Genomic DNA, 20828 nt, shown 5'->3' on the forward strand with positions numbered 1-20828 from the left:
TGCTGTAATCATAAAAGAAAATAAATCTGGATGGATATAGAATGGAGGTAGGATGGAGATAGGACGGATATAGGTTGGATATCATGCATTCATTAGAAAGAGACCACTTATAGTTATTACTTATCAGACTGATAGGTTTTATGTCTTGCTGCAATAACCGAGGAATGTTACAATTCTATTACAAGCTTTTGTGCGCTCCAAATGGAACGGACTTAACAAATAAGAGGTGATTGCAAATGAGTAAGCAAACTATGTTCGAGAAGATTTGGAATAATCACGTTATTCATCAGGAAGAAGGCAAGCCGAGCGTTATTTATATCGATTTGCAGCTAGTTCATGAAGTGACATCGCCCCAAGCTTTTGAAGGGCTTCGTTTAAGTGGACGGAAAGTCCGCAGACCGGATTTAACTTTTGCAACGATGGATCATAACGTGCCAACGAAAGACCGCTTTAACATTTCCGATCCGATTTCCAAGCAGCAGATTGACACGCTTTCCCAAAACTGTCGCGATTTCGGCGTTACCTTGTTTGATCTGGACAGCATTGACCAAGGCGTAGTTCACGTTATGGGTCCTGAACTTGGCCTTACACATCCTGGCAAAACAATCGTTTGCGGGGACAGTCATACATCTACGCATGGCGCGTTTGGCGCTCTTGCTTTTGGTATTGGTACGAGTGAGGTTGAGCATGTTATGGCGACACAAACTTTGCAGCAGTCCAAGGCAAAAACACTTGAGGTCCGCATTGACGGCAGACTGAATCCGGGCGTTACAGCCAAGGATTTGATTCTGGGCGTTATTGCCAAATACGGAACTGATTTCGCAACCGGCTATGTGATCGAGTACACGGGCGAAGCCATCCGCGGCCTTTCCATGGAAGAAAGAATGACTGTATGTAATATGTCTATTGAAGCAGGAGCAAGAGCAGGTTTGATCGCTCCGGATGAGACTACTTTCAACTACCTGCGCGGACGTGAGTATGTTCCTCAAGGTGAAGCTTTCGATACGGCAGTTGAAGCTTGGAAGTATTACACAACTGACGAAGGTGCAGTGTATGATTATGTGGTTGATTTTGATGCTGCATCCTTAGTACCACAAGTAACTTGGGGTACCAGCCCTGGTATGGGAACAAGTGTAACTTCTCTAGTACCGGATCCGCAAAGCTTTCCTACGGAAAATGAGCGCAAAGCATCGGAGAAAGCACTTGAATATATGGGTCTTACACCCGGTACGCCAATTACCGATTTGAAGCTGGATGTTGTATTTATTGGCTCCTGCACAAACGGACGTATCGAAGATCTGCGCGCTGCAGCTGCAGTAGCCGAAGGCTATCAGGTAGCTTCGCATGTTCAGGCGATTGTTGTGCCAGGCTCTGGCCGAGTGAAAATTCAAGCTGAGAAGGAAGGCCTGGATCGCATCTTTACTGAAGCGGGCTTCGAATGGCGCGATGCCGGATGCAGCATGTGTTTGGCTATGAATCCGGATTACCTGACTCCTGGTCAACGCTGTGCTTCCACGTCTAACCGTAATTTCGAAGGGCGTCAGGGACGCGACGGACGTACGCATCTGGTTTCACCAGCAATGGCGGCGGCAGCTGCTATTGAAGGACACTTTGTAGATGTGCGTGATTGGGAATTCAAAGCTTATCAACAAGCTTAATTTATAGAAGTAAAGGAGAATCACCCATATGGAAGCATTCCAAAAGCATACCGGCCTGGTTGCTCCGGTAGATCGTGTAAACGTAGATACTGACGCCATCATTCCAAAGCAATTTTTGAAACGAATTGAACGTACCGGCTTCGGCCAATTTCTTTTCTTCGAGTGGAGATTTGATCAAAGTGGTGCTGTCATTCCTGATTTTTCGTTAAACCAACCACGTTATGAAGGAGCATCCGTGCTTATTTCAAGAGCAAATTTCGGCTGCGGTTCTTCTCGTGAGCATGCACCTTGGGCTATTCTTGATTATGGATTCAAGGTTGTAATTGCACCGTCTTATGCTGATATTTTTTACAACAATTGCTTTAAAAATGGTATTTTGCCACTCAAGCTGTCAGAAGAACAGGTCGAGGATTTGTTCCAGCGTACCGCGAAGCATGAAAACTACAAGCTGCATGTTGATCTGGAAAACAATAAGTTAACGGATGACTACGGTCTTCACATTGAGTTCACTCTTGATGAGCATCGCCGCCAGTTCTTATTGCAAGGTCTGGATGATATCGGTCTGACACTTCAACATGCAGATGCGATTTCGGCGTATGAAGTAAAGCATAAAGAGCGTTTGGCATACAAATAAAAGCAATATACATGAAGGAACAACAGACAATTGCTGCAATAAATTTGGCCGCTGAATTTTAGCGGTCTTTTTTTTGCAACTTTTGGTATTTTTTTGCGTCTAATAGGTTAATAGTTTGTCGAAGGATCGGGGGTTTTGCACGATATCAAGCGATTTTACCGCACGAATAGCTAAACTGCATAATATGTCGCTATGTCGCTAGGTTTCTTTGGAGGTCCAATTATTTTTTAATATTATTTCTAAACTACATAGAGGTGAATAATGAAAATATCAGCAGCTTTTTTGTCACTGTTAGTTTGCATGCTTTTATTGCCTAGCTTTGTACTGGGGGCGAAGCCCGTTGAAGCAGCGAAAGCAGTTACTCCTGTTACCCCGCCTAAACCGATCAAATTATTTATGGATGGAAAAGAATTAAATCCTGAAGTTGCACCCCTTATCAAGAATGATAATACGCTTGTACCTGTGCGGATTATTGCTGAGGAAATAGGGGCCAAAGTGAGCTGGGATGGGAAGAAACGCCTGGTTACCGTGGAAAAGGAAGATGTTGTCATCCAACTGACGATTGATAACAGACAAGTCATGGTCAAAGACAAAAAACAAGAGATTGAGGTTGCACCTATCATATTGGAAGGCAATACAATGCTTCCCGTCCGTTTCATCGGCGAACTGCTTGGTGTAAAATTTAATTGGGACAAGGTGACTTATTCCGTACATATGTTTAAGCCGGAGGTGCCTGCTCCGAGTACACCACCTACTACTGAAGAACCGGAAACACCCGGCGAGAAGCCAAACCCGGATCCGAATACGCCTACTCCGAGTCCAAGTCCGGATCCGAAGCCAGATCCCGGTTCTGAGGGGGGCACTAAGGATCCTGGAACGGGAACTGAACCAGGAACAGATGGCGGTAAAGATGTGCCGGTCGATCAGACGATCCATGTCGTACAATCTATCGAAACAAATGGTACTGATTTGATCGTCAGAACGAGCAATGGTGTGATCAAGCCAACGGCTTTCAAATTGGACAATCCTAACCGTATTGTTTTTGATCTGCCCTACGCAGAGCTGGATACAGCGCTGAAGAATCAGATGGTAGGAACTGCTGGAGAGCTTGTGTCCAATCACCCGCTCGTTCAAAAAATCCGTTATTCCAATTTTTCAAGTACGCCGCCAACAGTTAGAATCACGCTTGACTTAATTGGCATGGCGGATTTCCAAATGCTCACATCAACAGACCCGAATGTTTGGAGTGCAACTATTTCTGAGCATAAGATTACTGTTGTTATTGATGCGGGACATGGGGGGACGGATCCTGGGGCAATTTCGTTAACTGGGAAAAAGGAGAAGGATTTTACCCTGCCGATGGCGAAGAAAGTGAGTGAACTGCTCGCACAGGATAAGAGGATCACTGTTTTGCAATCCCGACCAGACGATGTTTATGTGGATCTGGATGGCAGAGTCAAATTTGCAAATGATGCGGGGGCCGATCTATTTCTTTCTATTCATGGAAACAAGCACACGCCAACAGTTACAGGTGTAGAAACTTACTACTATAGACCGGAAAGTCTAGCTTTTGCGAACATTATTCATAAATATACGGTTGCTGGAACAGGATTTACAGATAGAAGGGTACGAAAAGAAGATTTTAGGGTAATTAATAAGACTAAGATGCCGGCAGTGCTGGTGGAGGTCGGTTACTTATCCAACAAAAACGATGAAGCCGCCATGTATAAAGATGATTTCCAAAATCAAGTAGCAGCCTCCTTAGCCGCCGCCATCAAAGAATACTTGAACCTCAAATAAGGAGTGTGAGTACTATCATGAGAAAACGATTATTTCAAGGGATGCTGCTAACAGGTGTTATTGTGCTGGCTGCAGCAGGATGTGCTAAAAATGAAAAACCGCTGACACCGGCCCAGCCGCAAGAAACGGCAGTGTCTACTCCAATTACACCGGAGCAGACCCCTGTACCGACGCAAGAACCGACACCAGAACCAACGCCTGAAATGAAGAGAAAAGCTGTTAAGCTGTATTACACAGATTCAGAAATAACCAAGCTTATCGAAAAGGACGCTGAGATCACCTACGCTAAGGATGAAGATGTATACGCAGCTGCCCTTGAAGCTTTGAAAGAAAGTGACGATACAAGCCTGGTTTCACTCTTTAAAGATATTACCTTTAAAGTTTCCGGGGATGTTAAGGAAAAAGGAGAGCTCAAGGTCGATCTGATCTTTGGACCTGATGCACAGCTAGGATCTATGGGAGAATCCTATTTTCTCCAGGCAATTCATAAAACCGTCTTTCAATTTCCAGAAGTGAAGTCACTTTATATAACCAAAGATGGCCAGCAAGTAGAAAGCTTAATGGGGCATGTGGACTTTCCGTATCCAATCAAGCGGGTTGACTAATTTCAAGATAGAGGAGCTATATCGGAATATGAAGAAACACAAGTTAAATAAATTGATTTTAAGCTCGATGATTGCTACAAGTCTTGTTGCGAGTCCTGTATATGCAGAATTAAATAATGGAAGCGGCTCTTCCGTATCCGGTAAAGTTAAGCTTTCCTTTCCTGATGTGAAAGAAAGCTATTGGGGAACCCGCCATATTACTAAATTAGCGATAGAAGGAATCATAGACGGTTACGAGGACGGTACTTATCGTGCCGAGAATTCTGTGACACAGCAGGAAGCTATCGTCATGGCGATACGGATGATGGACCTGGAGGGTGAAGTAAAAGCATTGAAAGAAACGACTGTTTTTCCGGAGTTTCTTGGAGTCGATGACTTTTTCAGAAATTATGTCGCAGTAGCCCTTAACAAAGGTTTGATTACACTTCCAGAAGAGAAGCTGAATACCGACGGATCAAAGACAAAATGGGGGGCTCGCAAGGCTACAAGAGAATGGGTGGCCAAAATTGCTATACGTGCTATCGGTCAGCAATCCATTGCGGAAAGCCTTGCTTCAACACCTACTTCTTTTACAGATAATAGCAAGATCGATTATTCCGAGCTCGGTTATATCAATGCAGCGGTTTCTCTGAAAATTGTAGATGGATTCGAAGACGGAACGTTCCGTCCCAAAGGTGCTGTAACACGTGCACAGATTGCCACATTCCTGAGCCGTTCCCAAAAGGATTTGGCTAAGCCTTCTTCCAAAATTGCCAGAGGCTACATGAGCAGCTTGACGGGCGACAGCATTGCGCTTATGGACAAAAATGGCGAGGTAACGAACTATAAGCTGTCTAATGATGCCACTTTTTACGGTAACAAGAACGATACTAAAATATCGCCTGAGGCGATTAAAGAAACCTATGAGATTTCGGTCGTGCAAGTCGATGGAACTGTATACATGGTGGAATTGATTAGTGACCAGCTGCAAATGGACGTTTATGAAGGTGAATTGCTGGCCACTTATGTAGACAAGATGTCCCTTGCTCTTCTAAGAAATAATCAATACGAGAACTATAACTTGTCACAAAATGTGTCTATAACAGACGCGGCGGGGAAAGAGCTGAGCTTAAGTTCACTAGTCAAAGGAAGCCAGATTGAATTAAGAAAAAGCAAGATTGCCAAAAATCCGGAAATTACCCAAATCGTCGTCAAGCAGGTTCCGGTGAGCAAGTCCTCCGAAGGTACGATTCAAACGATTAGCAGGGAAGAGAATGCGCTGCAAATTCTGGAGGCATCTACCAGCAAGTCTGAAACCTTCAAATTTTCCAACCAGGCGATTTTCTTATTTGCTGATAATTCTTCAGCTGATTTTAATTCAATTCATGTTGGAGACACCATTGCCTATGAAGTTGTGAACAATCAAATCGCTAAAGTAATCATTAAGAAACAGGCGGATATTGGCATAACTGTTGAAGGAACCCTTACTGGGATCGATGCCGATAAAACGTATATTACGATTAGTAAGTCTAATGGCGAGGCGCTCGCATCTTACTTTTTGGCTGACAACGTTCAGGTTCAAATTGATGGTCTTACTACAGCCGGTGTATTCGATTTGGAAAAGGGCGATGTACTAAAGCTGGATTTGCTGAACAATAAAATTACAAAGATTACTGCGACTAACCGGAGCATTAACAATCAGTATTTTGCGAGGATTGTCAGCTATGAGCCTACTTCTAAATTTTTGATGCTGGAAGATTATAAAGGCAAGCCACTCGCGTACAAATTATCGGAAAGCACACTGCTTTACTATTATTCCACTACAATGCCTTTTGCTAATTTCGGTAGTGTGTTTACACCAGGGAAAAGAGTAGATTTGCAAATATCTAATGATAAAGTCATCTCGATTCGTTTTGCAACGCAAATGGAGGGGACGATCAGCCAGCTCAATTTACTGACAAATGATATCACCATAAAGGGTGAAGGCGGTCAGCTAGTCAGCTTTAAGCTGGTGCAGGTTCCCGGAGTGGAAATCCCGAACAGAACATCAAGCAAATTAGCTGATTTGATTATTGGTGATCCGGTTACAATTACCTTTAGTCCCGATCAAGTAAATATCAGTAAAATCACTGTAAATAAAACGTTTTTATATAAAACGATTCTTACTAACAGCACGACCAAAAGAGTGACCGTACAAAACAATCTAAATACTACCTATGAGTATTCGCTGGATCAGGTTCCGTTAGTTAGAGAGGATCAAACAACAGCAGCTTTCAGTGATGTATTAGCCGATGAATATATAAAGCTGAGCTTTAAAGGTAATGTAGTTACAAAGGCAGAGCTGATCACGCCGATCCGGGCTGAAATTACGGCTGTGGATGCGGCCAGCACAAGCATTACGGTGCAGGACTTCGCTGGAAAAAGCAAGGTGGTTGGTCTCGGAGCTAATTACGCTGTTAAAGGCAATGGCGGAACTGCACTAACCTTCGCTAATCTAAAGGTCGGTGACCGTGTGCAAGTGCTGAAGGATGCGGAAGGCAAAATGGTCATCCAGGTAGCCTCTGCGTTCCAGAAGGAATTTGCTTCCTACAACAATGTGCTGAATCAGCTGGTGTTTAAGGCTGGAAATGCGGGAGACAAAAATACGTATAACTTATATCCAAGAGCTTATTATCATAAAGGCAGCGAGGTTTTGTCATTAACTTCCTTCGCAGCAAATGATGCTGTGATGATTTATGTGCTGGATGATAAAATCGTTGAAATGTCAAAGAAATAACCCCGTATTCAAAAATAACGAACATGCTTGAAACATATGTAATCTATCATCCGTCTGTTTGGGTAGAGTCTATCTATCCTTGCAGACGGATTGTTTTTGAGGACATTTCGTTAAATTTTTGCGGAAATTGATAAAAAATTTGTAAATTAGCTGTTTCAAGGATTGATTCTAGACTCACAATTCGCTACACTTGAACATATTACACCTAGGAAAGAGGAGCTATGAAGCAGAAGCAGGTCAGGCATATTTTAGACATTATGGGTGAAATGTTTCCGGACGCACATTGCGAGTTGAATCACAGCAATCCTTTTGAATTGACGATTGCAGTTCTGCTTTCAGCACAGTGTACGGACGAGACCGTGAATAAAGTAACGCAGAGCTTGTTTCAAAAATATAAGCTGCCTCAAGATTATTTATCTGTTCCTTTGGAGGAGCTTGAGCAGGATATACGCCGGATCGGATTGTTCCGCAATAAGGCAAAAAATATCCAAAAGCTGTGCCAGCTCCTGCTGGACAAATATGACGGACAACTTCCACAGACACATGAAGCCTTGGTTGAACTTCCTGGAGTTGGGAGAAAAACGGCGAATGTTGTCGTCTCAAATGCTTTCGGTGTACCGGCAATTGCGGTAGATACTCACGTAGAACGCGTTTCCAAAAGGCTCGGACTAGCAGGCTGGGATGACTCGGTGCTGGAGGTCGAAAAAAAGCTGATGCGGATGGTTCCAGAGGATGAGTGGACCCTTACTCATCATCGTTTTATATTTTTTGGCCGCTATCATTGTAAGGCACAAAACCCGCAATGTCCTCTTTGTCCGCTGCTTGAAAGCTGTAAAGAAGGAAAAAAACGTATGAAACCAGCCGTATCTAGGAAGGCTAGCAGTAAGAAGGAAATACTAGAAAAATGAAATGAAGGATGGGATGGAAATGAAATGCATCGCTGTTTACACCAATAATTTTGAAGTGTTTTCCGATATTTACGAACAGGTGTTGAGCACACCCCTTAAGGAAAACGAAGAAAAGGAAATCGATGGAGTGACAGTCAGCGAAGCAGGAGAAGTGCCGCAAAACTACATAGACCGGATGAAGGCGAAGCCGGAAGTCGTAGTTATGAAAGAAAAAGGCAGAGATATTACGATCCTTCAGCACCGCAACGTGTTTGAAATCTTTTTGCCGGAAAAAGAAAAATCAGCGATTTCCTAATTCGGATTTCACGTTAGTCTGACGATCAGACTTAAAATCTCCCTAGTGGAGATTTTTTCTTGCAGCTTTAGAAAGTTTAAGCTCCCGCATGATTGAGGCGAGGAGCCTTCTTTCTGGGTTTATCTCATAGGCACGGAGGAAATGATGGATGAATAAAGTCGAAGCTGCCGGCGCAGTGACCATGCCGGAAGCGCTACAACGTATACAATTGGCTTTACTTGAAGCTGGTGATAAGAATCATGGGGACAAGCTGCAGGAATTGCTCGAGAAAATGAATGTCGGGCGGATGAATATTGCTTTTTGCGGTCATTTCTCGGCAGGGAAGTCGACGCTCATCAACCAGCTTTGCGGTTATCCGCTGCTGCCCTCTAGTCCGATACCTACAAGCGCTAATATCGTAAGTATCCGAAATGGAGTATCGGGGGCTGCTGTAACCCACAAAGAAAATGATGTCAAGGGAAGATTGCAGGAGATAGCGCTGGATGATCTTGAGGCCTATTGTGTGAATGGTACAGATATAGAAAGTGTAGCTATTACGTATCCGATTCCACTGCTTGGCGATCACACTGCACTGCTGGATACACCAGGTATTGATTCAACGGATGATGCACATCATCAATCGACAGAATCTGCACTGCATTTAGCGGACGTTGTGTTCTATATCATGGATTATAATCATGTGCAGTCCGAAATCAATCTCGCTTTTACAAAGAAAATGAAGGAATGGGGAAAACCGCTCTATTTACTTGTTAATATGATTGATAAGCATAAGGAGCACGAGCTTCCTTTCTCCCGGTATAAGGAGGATACGCTGCAGGCATTTCGCAGCTGGGGCGTTGAACCTGACGGCTTGCTGTTTGTGACGATGAAGGAGCCCGGGCATGTCCATAATGAGTGGAGCAAGCTTCGTTGGCTGATTAAAGGATTGATTGAACGGGGCGAAGAGCTTCGTTTATATAGTGTGGATGCTTCTGCGCATTATTTGATTCAAGAGCATGGCACGTGGCTTTCGGAACGCAATGCGCCGCTCAGAGCCGAGCTCCTGGAGGAAGCCTCGCAGGCTAGCGAGGATGGCGAGAAGCAGGAACAACAGGCAGCGGAGACTCAGGTTGAGCTGGAGAGAGTTCAGGCTTTTCCTGAGGATCTGTCAGCTGCACTGCGTAAGGAGATCAGCAGCATTATTGAAAATGCGAATATAACTCCGGCTTTGACTAGAGACAGGGCCGATGCTTATTTGCAAAGCCGAAAACCCGGTTTTAAGGTTGGATTTTTTTCCCGTGCAGCTCAGACAGCAGCTGAGCAAAGCAAACGGCTGCAGGCGTTTACCGAGGATCTCGCTGAGCAGGTGGAAGCTCAGCTAGACTGGCATCTAAGAGGGGCCTTGAAGAAGGCATCCGCTGCAAACGCGCTGCAAACGGAGCAATTAACTGCGGAGATTGAAGCGCTTCGGGTAGAAGTGAAGCCTGAATGGCTGGCGGAGCAGGTCAATGCTGGAGCCAGCTTCGATGGCGAATATACACTTGTTTATACGAGGCTGGTTGCGGCCGAGATTAAGCAGCTTTACCGCAAGCAGGCGTTTGCGGTCATAGATTTGCTTGCGGCTGCAAGCAGTGAGCAGGCTGCGGAAGCGGCCAGCGTGCTTACGCAGCAGCTGGCGGCGCTGGCTGAGCGCTTGCGTGCCGCAAGAGCGCTGCAGCAGCTCGCGCACGATGAAGCCGCTGCGCAGCAGCAGCTGCTGCAAATGGCAGCCTGGCGGAAGGTGCTTCCGCCACAGCTGCCTGATTTGCAGCGCTTTACGCCCATGGAGGAGACTGCTGCCGCCCCGCTAAGCGGGGGGCTGCACGTCGTGTCCTCCATGGACACGATTTTGAAGGCTGCCGCTGCATCGGCAGCCCAGTCCGCGGCAGCGCAGCCGGAGGCCGCTGCTGCGGCGCCTACCGTGACCGCAGCAGGCGGGCACGGGCGGCGCATGGAGCGCAAAGCCGCAGCGCTGCTGGCGGCTTCGAGTCTCATCGAGGCGCAGCCGTCGATGAGGTCGCTCGCGCGTTCCATGCGCGAGAAGGCGGAACGTCTGCGCGAGCGGACGTTCACGATTGCCTTGTTCGGCGCCTTCAGCGCCGGCAAGTCGTCCTTCGCCAATGCGCTGCTTGGCGAGCGGGTGCTGCCGGTTTCGCCGAACCCGACGACGGCGGCGATCAACCGCATAGTGCCGCCGCAGGAAGGCTGGCCGCATGGCACAGCCAGGGTAAGGATGAAATCAGCTGCTGTCATCTTGCAGGACATCTTGTATTCGCTGGAGCTGCTTGGCCTTCAGGCACATGATATGACTTCGGCATTAGCACGTATAAGCGGCTTGTCTCCTTCGCAGGTAACAGCTAAAGGAAAGCCTCATTACTCATTTCTGAAGGCGGTCGAAAAAGGCTGGGAAGACGCGAAGGATAACCTGGGCAGCGAGCTGAGGATCAGCAAGGAGCAGTTTACCAGCTATGTGGCTGATGAAGCGAAATCCTGCTTTGTTGAGCTGATTGATTTATTTTATTCCAATCCTTTGACGGACCAAGGTATTATTTTTGTCGATACACCGGGGGCAGATTCGATTCATGCCCGGCACACGGGGGTCGCATTCAATTATATCAAAAATGCAGATGCCATTTTGTTCGTCACTTATTATAATCATGCCTTTTCTCAAGCCGACCGTGAATTTCTGCTCCAGCTGGGGCGGGTGAAGGACAGCTTTGAAATGGATAAAATGTTTTTTATCGTCAATGCAGCTGATTTAGCCGCTAGTGAAAATGAACTATCCGGTGTGATCAAACATGTAGAAACGAATCTGCTCCAACAGGGCATCCGAAATCCAAGAATTTATCCGATATCGAGCTATTTGGCTGCTGAAGGAAAAATTAACGGGAATAACGAGCTTGTACAAGGATCAGGCATCGAAACGTTTGAAAAAGATTTTATCCGTTTTACTTTCGAGGAGCTAAGTGAGGTAGCCATTCATGCTGCTAATTTGGAGCTTTCCAGGGCTGATCATATGATGCAGCAGTGGATTGAGGGAGCTCAGGAAAGTGAAGCAGAGCGTAAAGCAAGAAGCGCGCAGCTTAAGCAAGCGGAGGTAAAGGCGATACAGTTTATTGCAAGCGCGGATGTGCTGCCTGAGCAAAAGGAGCTGGCCAAAGAGATCCAAGAGCTGCTTTATTATGTGAAACAGAGGACGACATACCGCTTTGGAGAGCTGTATACACTGGCCTTTAATCCGGCTTCTTTCCGGGAAGATACACATGACCTCAAGAAAGCTTTGCTCTCTGCCTGGCAGGAGCTGCGGCGAATGATTGCTTTTGATTTGTCTCAGGAAGTGCTGGCTACAACGCTGCGGGTGGAAAATCGGATGAATCTTCTTGCGTCGAACAAATATAAGGAATGGAACGAACAGATAGGTGCATGGATTGAGGGCTATGAGAGCGGTGCATACGAGAATCGTTCTTTCGCCACCCCGGAGATAGCCGCCCAATTGGTTGCTCCTGAGGTCTCAGAGAAGCTTCTGTCGAGTTTGTTCCGCAACGCCAAATATTTCTTTGAAGGCGAAGGGAAAGCGAAGCTGCGTGCGGAGCTGGAAACGAGGCTGAATGAGCCGATCGCAATATTAGTAGAGCAGCAGGGCAAGGAGCTTATAGAAGCTTATGCAGATCAATTTGAAGCTTGGTTAGGAGCGCTAAAACAGCAGCATGAACAGCAGCTTTCCGAACATGTCAGGGGACTGCTTGATGCTCTGGAAATGAAGATTGACATTGGCGAGCTTAATAGATTGCAGGAGCAGTTAAAAAGCCACATGTAGTTAGCAGAAGCCTGGCCTATGGCCAGGTTTTTTGCTGCTATTAATCCCTAATCATTAACAGCGTCGTAGCAGCCCGTCTCCCCCTGCCTTGGAGGCCAAGCCTTGGACTCTACCCATAGTAAATTCTGCAAAAGTGCAGGATTTTTCACCTGAAATTGGGTATTGGCCGAGAATTGCTGCAAAAGTGCAGGAAAATAGTCACTTGGAGCGCTCAAACGGACAAGAGAGGCCTAAAATCCTGCGGATTTGCAGTATTTTCCTTTTATAGGTGCATTCGGGTCCGAAAATGATGTACTTATGCATCTTTTTTGTCTCCCATGGTTGGTTCTTATTGAAATGTATGCTATAGGCGGGGAAAGAGAGTAGTGGAAATAAACATGTATGTTAATCAACAGGGCTTGGCACATCTATTTTTTATCCACAGTTAATCGACAGCCACTTTTTGATCGCTAAATGAAGTGTTTTCAGATCAATGTGTCAGTTAATGATGATTTTCATCGTTAAAAGAAGAGGGATGGCCCCTTTGGGGGGATAAAAGGGATTTTAAGGATGTTTTTCATTATTAAAGTCAGGTTGTGGAGACGGTCCGTGCTTTTAGCGATGAAAATCATCGGTAAAGTAGAGCAGCAGGTACTCGCAGCTCCATTTCCTCATCTAATCTTCATCTATTCATCAGATCTTCTTCCTCATCTATTCCTCAGCTCTTGTCTATTCCATTTAAGAGAAGTGGAACAAATATTTACCAGCTGTTTGACCTCATACCCAACCCTTATAACATACACAAGGGATGAATACGCCCTCTAAGGACGCCTCAAGTCGTACCTCAAAGAACACTGCAAGTCGTTTTCCTAATGTTCACTGAACCTCTGTTTTAGACCTTTTAACCATAGAAAAAGAGTAGATTACCACCTCATACTAACTCATCCAAAATTGTCCATAGAACGGCTTATTTAGTTTATTTTGGGCTAATTTGAGCTTTTGGGCTGGCAGCCAACGGTCAAAAAAAGACCTAGTAATCCGATTCACAAGCTATAAAGGAAGCGCTTACAAATTGTATTTTAGTAGGTGATTTATTTCACTAACTCTTTATGTGGAAATAAAAAAATAGAATTGTTTTTAAAAGGCTTATAAGCGGGGTATTTGGATGATTTCGGAGATTGAAGCTGATTAGGTACCGTTTTCGTGTGGATATGAAGCTATTAGCTTTTATATTCCGATATCCTCTGATTGCTCCCTGCAGGGGATGATGTTACTATTCATAAAGATAAATTGCAAACGCAATTTATTACCAATTTAGCCCGCTTAAGGAGGGTGTCCCGAGTGGACGTATTTAGGCAATTGAAATCATTTTATTGGCCAGAAAAAAAGCTTTTGTTCGTATCTATCTTCTGTTTGATAGCTGCAACGGCACTAGGTTTGGTGTATCCGAATTTGCTTCGTTATTTAATTGATGAAGTGATCGCCAAGCGTCAATTCGAGCTAGTCCCCATGCTCTCGATTTTTGTAGTAGTGGTCGTATCCTTCAAAGGACTGCTGCAATTTCTTCATGGATTTACGGGGGGGAGACTCGGCAACAGGGTAGCTCATTCTATGAGAACTGCTCTTTACAAAAAGCTTCAGTATTTATCTTTTCAGTATTACGATCAGGCTAGAACAGGAGATTTGATGTCACGCTTAACGGCCGATTTGGAAGCGATTCGCCAGTTTATTGGCTTCGGCTTTGCACAAATTCTGAATGTGTTCCTGATGCTGATTTTTGGAATGTCGATGATGTTTACGATTAATTGGCAGCTTACGCTGTTAACCATGGTTACAATGCCATTTCTGGCGTTTACCGCAATTCGTTTCGAAGGCAAGGTACATCCGGCATTTCGTATGGTTCGCCAATCGATGAGCACGATGACAACTGCTGTACAGGAGAACATCACTGGGGTACGTACAGTAAAGTCTTTTGCCAGAGAACCGCATGAGGTTGATAAATTTACGATTCGTAACAACGATTTCAAAGCCAATAACATTGAGACGGCCAGTATTTGGGCTAAATACTTTCCGGTAATGGAAGTACTTGCGAACCTTAGTGTAGTCATTTTGCTAGGAGTCGGGGGTTTCATGGTTATAAGGGGTCAAATGACACTTGGTGAGCTGGTCGCATTTTTCAGCTTAATCTGGTACATTATCGGTCCTATGTGGGGACTTGGCTTCCAAATCAATAACTTTACCCAATCCAAAGCATCGGGTGAAAAGATTCTGGAAATTTTGCATCAATATGTGCATGTCAAGGATCATCCGGATTCGATTGAATTAAAGGCCAAGGATGTAAAAGGGGATGTGGTCATGGATCATGTGACCTTTGCCTATCCGGATAAGCAGCCTTCGTTATATGATTTTTCAGTCCATGCGCCTGCCGGTTCAGTAATCGGTTTACTAGGCGGGACAGGATCTGGTAAAACCACCGTGGTCAGTCTTTTAATGAGAGCTTATAACGTTAAGGACGGTTCAATTTCGCTGGATGGTACAGATATTAAAGACATTAAGGTAGACAGCTTGCGGAAGCAGGTTGCTACAGTGTTCCAGGAAACCTTTCTGTTCTCCTCCAACATCCGGAACAATATTGCTTATGGCAGGAAAGATGTGACGATGGAAGAGATCATTCACGCGGCCAAGCTGGCAAAAGCGCATGATTTTATTATGGAGCTGCCCTTAGGTTATGAAACAATTGTGGGAGAAAGAGGATTAGGTTTATCAGGCGGCCAAAAGCAGCGGATTGCTATAGCCAGAGCCCTGATTAAGGATCCTAAAATTCTAATTCTCGATGACGCTACAAGCGCCGTAGATATGGAAACCGAGCAGGAGATTCAAGCAGGCTTCAAGGAGGTTATGCAGGGCAGAACGACCTTTATTATTGCTCACCGTATTTCCTCGCTCAAGCATGCTGATGAAATCATTGTGTTGAAAGAAGGACGTATTGTGCAGCGTGGAAAGCATCATGAACTCTTAGAGCAGGAAGGTCCATACCGGGAAACCTATAATATCCAGTATGCAGACCGTCCGGAAACCCGCAGCTATCAAACTCAGTTAGAAGGAAGGTTGGCCAATTGAGTACTTCATCTAAGCAAAGCGACGATCCTTTATTTACTGAAGCTGAGCTCAAACAAGCTTCCAAGCAGAAGGAGCAGCAGCAGCGTTTTGTTTATCAGGATGACGAGCTGTTCGACAAGCCTTTTGACTGGAAGCAAGTGAAGCGGCTGGCCGGCTATATGAAGCCATACAGCAAGCAAATTCTCCCGATTATCATTATTATGATGATTGTTGGTGCTATTACGAAGCTGACCGTGCCGCTGCTAATCAGTTTTTCCATTGATAATGCAATAAAAGGTGAGAACGTCAAGCTGCTCCTTATTCTCGTTGGCACTATGCTGGCTGTGTATATTATCCAGTGGCTTGCTAACGTGTATCGGATCCGTTATACGAATGCAATTGGTCAACGAGTGATCTTTGATTTGCGGCATGAGCTGTTCAGTCATATTCAGAAGCTTTCCTTCCGATATTTTGATACGAGACCTGCGGGTTCCGTGCTAGTCAGGGTTACGAATTATATTAACTCTCTGCAGGACTTATTTACAAATGGTGTCGTCAATTTAATGATTGACTGTGTTCAGCTTTTGGGTATCATCGTTATTTTACTTTCGATTAATTTCAAGCTGGGTGCTGCGATTATCATCACGGTTCCTATCATGTTTCTTGTCTCTACAAAACTGCGTCAGAAAATACGCATGGCTTGGCAGGTAGTACAAATCAAACAATCGAGAATCAACTCGCATTTGAATGAATGTATTCAAGGAATCAGGGTAACTCAAGCTTATACGCAGGAAAAAGAAAATATCGATTACTTCGAGGACATGAACGTCGACAACCGCTCCGCCTGGAACAAAGCTTCTGCATTGAACCAAGCATTCGGGCCGATTATTGAAGTGACGGGTGCTATCGGTTATTGTATTCTTTTCTGGCTGGGTGCTAATCTCATTAAATCAGAGGAAATTACAATCGGGCTTTTGGTTGCTTTTGCGACGTACATCGGATATTTCTGGGAGCCTATCAACCGTATGGGACAAATGTATTCCCAGCTTTTGGTTGCTATGGCTTCAGCAGAACGAATTTTTGAAACGATCGACGAAGAGCCTTCCGTAGCTGAAAAGCCAGGTGCCAAAGCGCTCCCAAGCATTCAAGGAAACGTCAAATTTGAGAATTTGGTCTTTGAATATGAGAAGGGCAGACCTGCACTGAAGGGGATTAATCTGGATGTTAAGGCCGGCGAGTCGATTGCACTGGTAGGCCATACGGGTTCTGGTAAAAGTACGATCATGAATCTATTGTGCCGCTTTTACGATCCAGTTGAAGGCAAAGTGCTCATCGATGGACAAAATGTTCGTGATGTTACGATTCAAAGCTTACGTTCACAGGTAGGTGTCGTGCTGCAGGATACCTTTATCTTCTCGGGAACGATCCGCGATAATATCCGCTTCGGCCGTCTGGAAGCTACAGATGAAGAAGTGGAGGAAGCGGCTAAATCTGTGGATGCTTATGATTTCATCATGAATCTTCCGCACGGATTTAATACAGAGGTTGAGGAGCGGGGCAACATGCTTTCCATGGGCCAACGTCAGTTGATTTCATTCGCCCGCGCACTTCTGGCCAATCCGCGTATTCTTATTTTGGATGAGGCGACAGCGAGCATTGATACGGAGACTGAGCTGAAAATTCAGGAAGCGCTGAAAATTTTGCTGGCTGGGCGAACCTCCTTTATCGTAGCTCACCGTTTATCGACCATTCGTAATTGTGATAAAATTATCGTGCTCGATCATGGCAGAGTGATGGAAAGCGGCAGTCATGAACAATTGATGGAGCAGCAAAAGATCTACTACGGCCTCATTCAGGCACAATATAAGTATCTCCAGGACGCAGTTTGATCGATCTTAGACACAAGTCGTCTCTAAAGTGTATTAAAATGTTTGCACCTCTCTCTGCTAAAGCAGGGAGGGGTTTTTTTGACTTTTCTTTAATGAGAAAAACGCTTCGCGGCGTCCTTTGAGGTGCGTGTTCGTGACTTGAGTGCGTTGCGGAGAGAATGGCTGTGTGTTCCAGCCGCTGTTAAAGATTGGTTCCCTTAATTGGAATGGATGAGGAGGCAGGAACAAATCTTTAAAGGCAGACGCTACCGCTCTTCCGCGCACAGCCATTCCCTCTCTTTAGCTACAATCGCACGAATCACACGAACACCTAGCTCAAACGGACAGCCAGCAAGGGTTTTTCTCTAATGCATGGGAACGCTCTGATTCCATTTACATTTTTACCGGCGAAGTCCCCTTAGGATGTCTTTGATTTTCGGATTTTCAATTCCGCTGCCAAGTCACATTGCCCATCTATTGCATCTGCAATAATTGGTCCGATGTAATGTCAAGCACAAGTCCCTAGGTTGCAAATTGATTCAAGAAGCTTTACTCTTAAAGTTAATTCATTGGTATTAAGAGTATAGGGGGCTTCAACGTGAAGACATCACGCATGACATGGGGGATAGTGGGTGTAACTGCGTCCCTGGCAACTTTGCTTTTTGTAGGAGGCTTTATTTATGCTTCGGGGCAGATTCTCTTTCCCAGCGCGGCTTCCAGTGATTTAATTGTTACACCATCCAAGCAGCAGCCGGATCAGGCTGTAGAAGTGAAAAATAAGCTGGAAATTGTTGCTTTAGGGGATTCCTTGACCGCGGGAACAGGAGATGGTGCAGGCAAGGGGGGCTATGTAGGACGTGTACGGGAAAAGCTTGAGAAACAGACAGGCAAGCCGGTTTATGTAACTAATAATTTGGCCATTCCGGGTTACAGGGCGGATCAACTGCTGGAGGATTTATCCCAGACTAATACCACTGATGCTTTAGCTGATGCTGATGTCGTAGTTTTAACGATTGGTGCAAATGATATTTTTCAAGGCGGCGAAGGTATTTTTAGTGGTGATAACTGGGAAGAATTTAACGTTAAAGCAGCCGAGGAGAGATTGGAGCCAACACTTGGGAAAGTGGAGCAAATTTTGACCCTGATTCATAAGGCTAGTCCAGAGGCTATCATTTTCTATGTAGGTCTTTACCATCCTTTTTTAGATTTAGACCCTGAGCGGGAAGGCTCGGTTGTTGTACAGAAATGGAATGACAGCGTATTTCAAGTGACCAATCGGTATTCCAATATGGTACTGGTTCCTACTTATGATTTATTTGAGCGGAATTTGATTAAATATTTGTCGCCGTCGGATCATTTTCACCCTAATCAGGATGGTTATGAGCGTATTGCTGATCGAATTGCCCAAATTTTGAAGTAGAAAGGAGGAATTCAGGGTGCCGAAGCAGAAGATGGAGCCTGAGGTTGTACTTAAGGTCAGTAATGTCAAAAAGACAATCAAGAATAAAGAAATCATTAAAGGGATTTCCTTTGAGGTGTATGCGGGTGAAATCTTTGGGTTTCTAGGACCTAACGGTTCCGGCAAAACAACGACGATCCGGATGCTCGTGGATTTGATTCGTCCTTCCGAGGGCTCTATTTCGATATGTGGCTATGATGTACATAAGAATCATAACGAAGCGTTACAATATGTGGGATGTATAGTGGAAAACCCTGAGCTCTATTCTTATTTGACAGGCTGGGAGAACCTGGAGCACTTCGCCAGAATGCTTCCGGATGTCGATGAACGGCGCATTCAGGAGGTAGTGGAGATTGTCGGGATGGATCAACGAATTCAGGACAAGGTCCGGACCTATTCACTTGGTATGAGACAAAGGCTGGGAATCGCTCAGGCGCTTCTGGGACGGCCTAAGCTGCTGATTCTCGATGAGCCTACCAATGGTCTCGATCCTCAGGGGATTAAGGAAATGCGCGAATTTATCCGTAAGCTTGCCGAAGGTGGACTCAGCTTATTCGTTTCCAGCCATTTGCTTGGGGAAATTCAACAGATGTGCGATAGAGTAGCTATTATAAGCCGTGGCCAGGTTATTCAGGTGGGTGAGGTAGAGGACCTGATCAGTAAGGCGGGAAACAAAATCGTTTGGACGGTAGCACCCGGTGACCAGGCAGAGACTTTGATGAAGGCGTCATCTCTTGTACAAGCTATCGAGGGAAGCGGGATTGCTCCAAGGTTAACAGACCCGGATATCAGGCAAATCGTCACGCAAATGAAGGATGAACAGGTGCCTGAGCTGAGCCGTCTGCTGATGGAAGCAGGGATTAGGCTGTATGCTGTTGAAATAAAAAACCCAACGCTCGAAGATTTGTTCTTGAGCCTTACGGAGGGTGAGAGAATTGAATAATCTGTATGCACTTGTTAAGAACGAATGTATAAAAATGATCAAAAAGAAACGTTTCTACGTGATTATTTTAATCCTACTCGCTCTAATTCCGATCTTTACATACGCACAAATGAAAGTGGCTCAGAATGCTCAGAAGCAGTTTGGCACGACAGACTGGAAGGTAGATCAGCGGCAGAGCATCAACGATATGCAGAAGCGGCTTGGCAGCTCGCGGATTCCTGATGAATGGAAGATGAACCTGAAAGCACAAATAGAAATCGCGACGTATTATTTGGAGAAAGATGTAAATCCCAGCTCTCCGAATGCGGTCACATTCACCCGCGAATTTGTGAAAAATGCGGTAGGTTTATTCATCCCGCTTATCATTATGGTTATTTCCGCAGACATCGTATCATCAGAGCATTCTACGGGTACGATTAAATTATTATTGACAAGACCGGTCAGACGGTGGAAAATCCTAATGAGCAAGTTAATTACACTCGTACTATTTACATCTCTGGTTGTGCTTGCCACAGGACTCCTGTGTTATCTTATATCAGGTAGTGTTTTTGGTTACGGAGGATGGGATTTACCAGTCTTCATAGGCATGCAGGTAAACGGGGGAGAAGTAGATTTCAGTCATGTCAGGGCTGTCAGTCAATGGCTGTTTATTGTGATGGAATTCGGTCTTGTCTGGGTTTCGGCTCTTGTTGTAGCCCTCATATCGCTGATGCTTTCAGTGCTGGTGCGCTCAACGGCGGCTGGTATGGGAATTATGCTTGCTGTTCTGATATCTGGAACCATTCTTTCGAATATGGTTTCCTCATGGGAGACGGCAAAGTATTTGTTTATGGTTAACCTGGAGCTTACGGATTATTTGACAGGTGACACTCCGCCAATTGAAGGTATGAATCTTGCCTTTTCGCTAAGTGTGCTTGCCATATGGGCCATTGCTTCATTGCTTGTTTCCTTCTCGGTCTTTACCCGAAAGGATATTTATAATTAATACTT

The 20828-nt window shown here is 45.1% G+C and carries 13 protein-coding genes; all 13 read left to right on the forward strand.

Features of this window, described 5'->3' with window-relative positions; genetic code table 11:
* Window positions 1–236 precede the first annotated feature (236 nt).
* On the forward strand, window positions 237–1658 hold the full coding sequence (gene leuC, locus J2Z66_RS30925; protein WP_209976622.1) for a 3-isopropylmalate dehydratase large subunit: 1422 nt from the start codon (window positions 237–239) through the stop codon (window positions 1656–1658).
* A 28-nt stretch (window positions 1659–1686) separates the two neighbouring features.
* Window positions 1687–2292 (forward strand): 3-isopropylmalate dehydratase small subunit, encoded by a 606-nt coding sequence (gene leuD / locus J2Z66_RS30930; protein ID WP_209976623.1) that lies wholly within the window; start codon window positions 1687–1689, stop codon window positions 2290–2292.
* A gap of 261 nt (window positions 2293–2553) precedes the next feature.
* Window positions 2554–4092, forward strand: a complete 1539-nt coding sequence (locus J2Z66_RS30935) for an N-acetylmuramoyl-L-alanine amidase family protein (RefSeq protein ID WP_209976624.1) — start codon at window positions 2554–2556, stop codon at window positions 4090–4092.
* 17 nt (window positions 4093–4109) lie between these two features.
* Entirely contained in the window at window positions 4110–4697 is a 588-nt protein-coding gene (locus tag J2Z66_RS30940; RefSeq protein ID WP_209976625.1) for a GerMN domain-containing protein, read from the forward strand.
* Between the two features lie 28 nt (window positions 4698–4725).
* Window positions 4726–7452, forward strand: a complete 2727-nt coding sequence (locus J2Z66_RS30945; protein WP_209976626.1) for an S-layer homology domain-containing protein — start codon at window positions 4726–4728, stop codon at window positions 7450–7452.
* Window positions 7453–7673: 221 nt separating this feature from the next.
* A complete protein-coding gene (nth, locus tag J2Z66_RS30950; RefSeq protein WP_209976627.1) occupies window positions 7674–8360 on the forward strand; it encodes an endonuclease III in 687 nt (228 codons plus the stop codon).
* Window positions 8361–8379: 19 nt separating this feature from the next.
* On the forward strand, window positions 8380–8655 hold the full coding sequence (locus J2Z66_RS30955) for an NAD/NADP transhydrogenase alpha subunit (protein ID WP_209976628.1): 276 nt from the start codon (window positions 8380–8382) through the stop codon (window positions 8653–8655).
* Between the two features lie 148 nt (window positions 8656–8803).
* On the forward strand, window positions 8804–12490 hold the full coding sequence (locus J2Z66_RS30960) for a dynamin family protein (RefSeq protein WP_209976629.1): 3687 nt from the start codon (window positions 8804–8806) through the stop codon (window positions 12488–12490).
* A 1320-nt stretch (window positions 12491–13810) separates the two neighbouring features.
* The gene (locus tag J2Z66_RS30965) at window positions 13811–15589 is read left to right on the forward strand and encodes an ABC transporter ATP-binding protein (RefSeq protein ID WP_209976630.1); all 1779 of its coding nucleotides are present in this window, start codon (window positions 13811–13813) and stop codon (window positions 15587–15589) included.
* Window positions 15586–17457, forward strand: a complete 1872-nt coding sequence (locus J2Z66_RS30970) for an ABC transporter ATP-binding protein (RefSeq protein ID WP_209976631.1) — start codon at window positions 15586–15588, stop codon at window positions 17455–17457. Before J2Z66_RS30965 ends, J2Z66_RS30970 begins: the two co-directional genes overlap by 4 nt.
* A 577-nt stretch (window positions 17458–18034) precedes the next feature.
* Window positions 18035–18856, forward strand: a complete 822-nt coding sequence (locus J2Z66_RS30975) for a GDSL-type esterase/lipase family protein (RefSeq protein WP_312894845.1) — start codon at window positions 18035–18037, stop codon at window positions 18854–18856.
* A 31-nt stretch (window positions 18857–18887) separates the two neighbouring features.
* Window positions 18888–19838: an ABC transporter ATP-binding protein gene (locus tag J2Z66_RS30980; protein WP_209976677.1), complete on the forward strand. Its 951-nt coding sequence runs from the start codon at window positions 18888–18890 to the stop codon at window positions 19836–19838.
* Window positions 19831–20823 (forward strand): ABC transporter permease, encoded by a 993-nt coding sequence (locus tag J2Z66_RS30985; protein ID WP_209976632.1) that lies wholly within the window; start codon window positions 19831–19833, stop codon window positions 20821–20823. Before J2Z66_RS30980 ends, J2Z66_RS30985 begins: the two co-directional genes overlap by 8 nt.
* Window positions 20824–20828: the final 5 nt, after the last annotated feature.

The sequence above is a fragment of the Paenibacillus eucommiae genome, assembly GCF_017874215.1.
In the GTDB taxonomy this organism is placed as follows: Bacteria; Bacillota; Bacilli; order Paenibacillales; family NBRC-103111; genus Paenibacillus_AI; species Paenibacillus_AI eucommiae.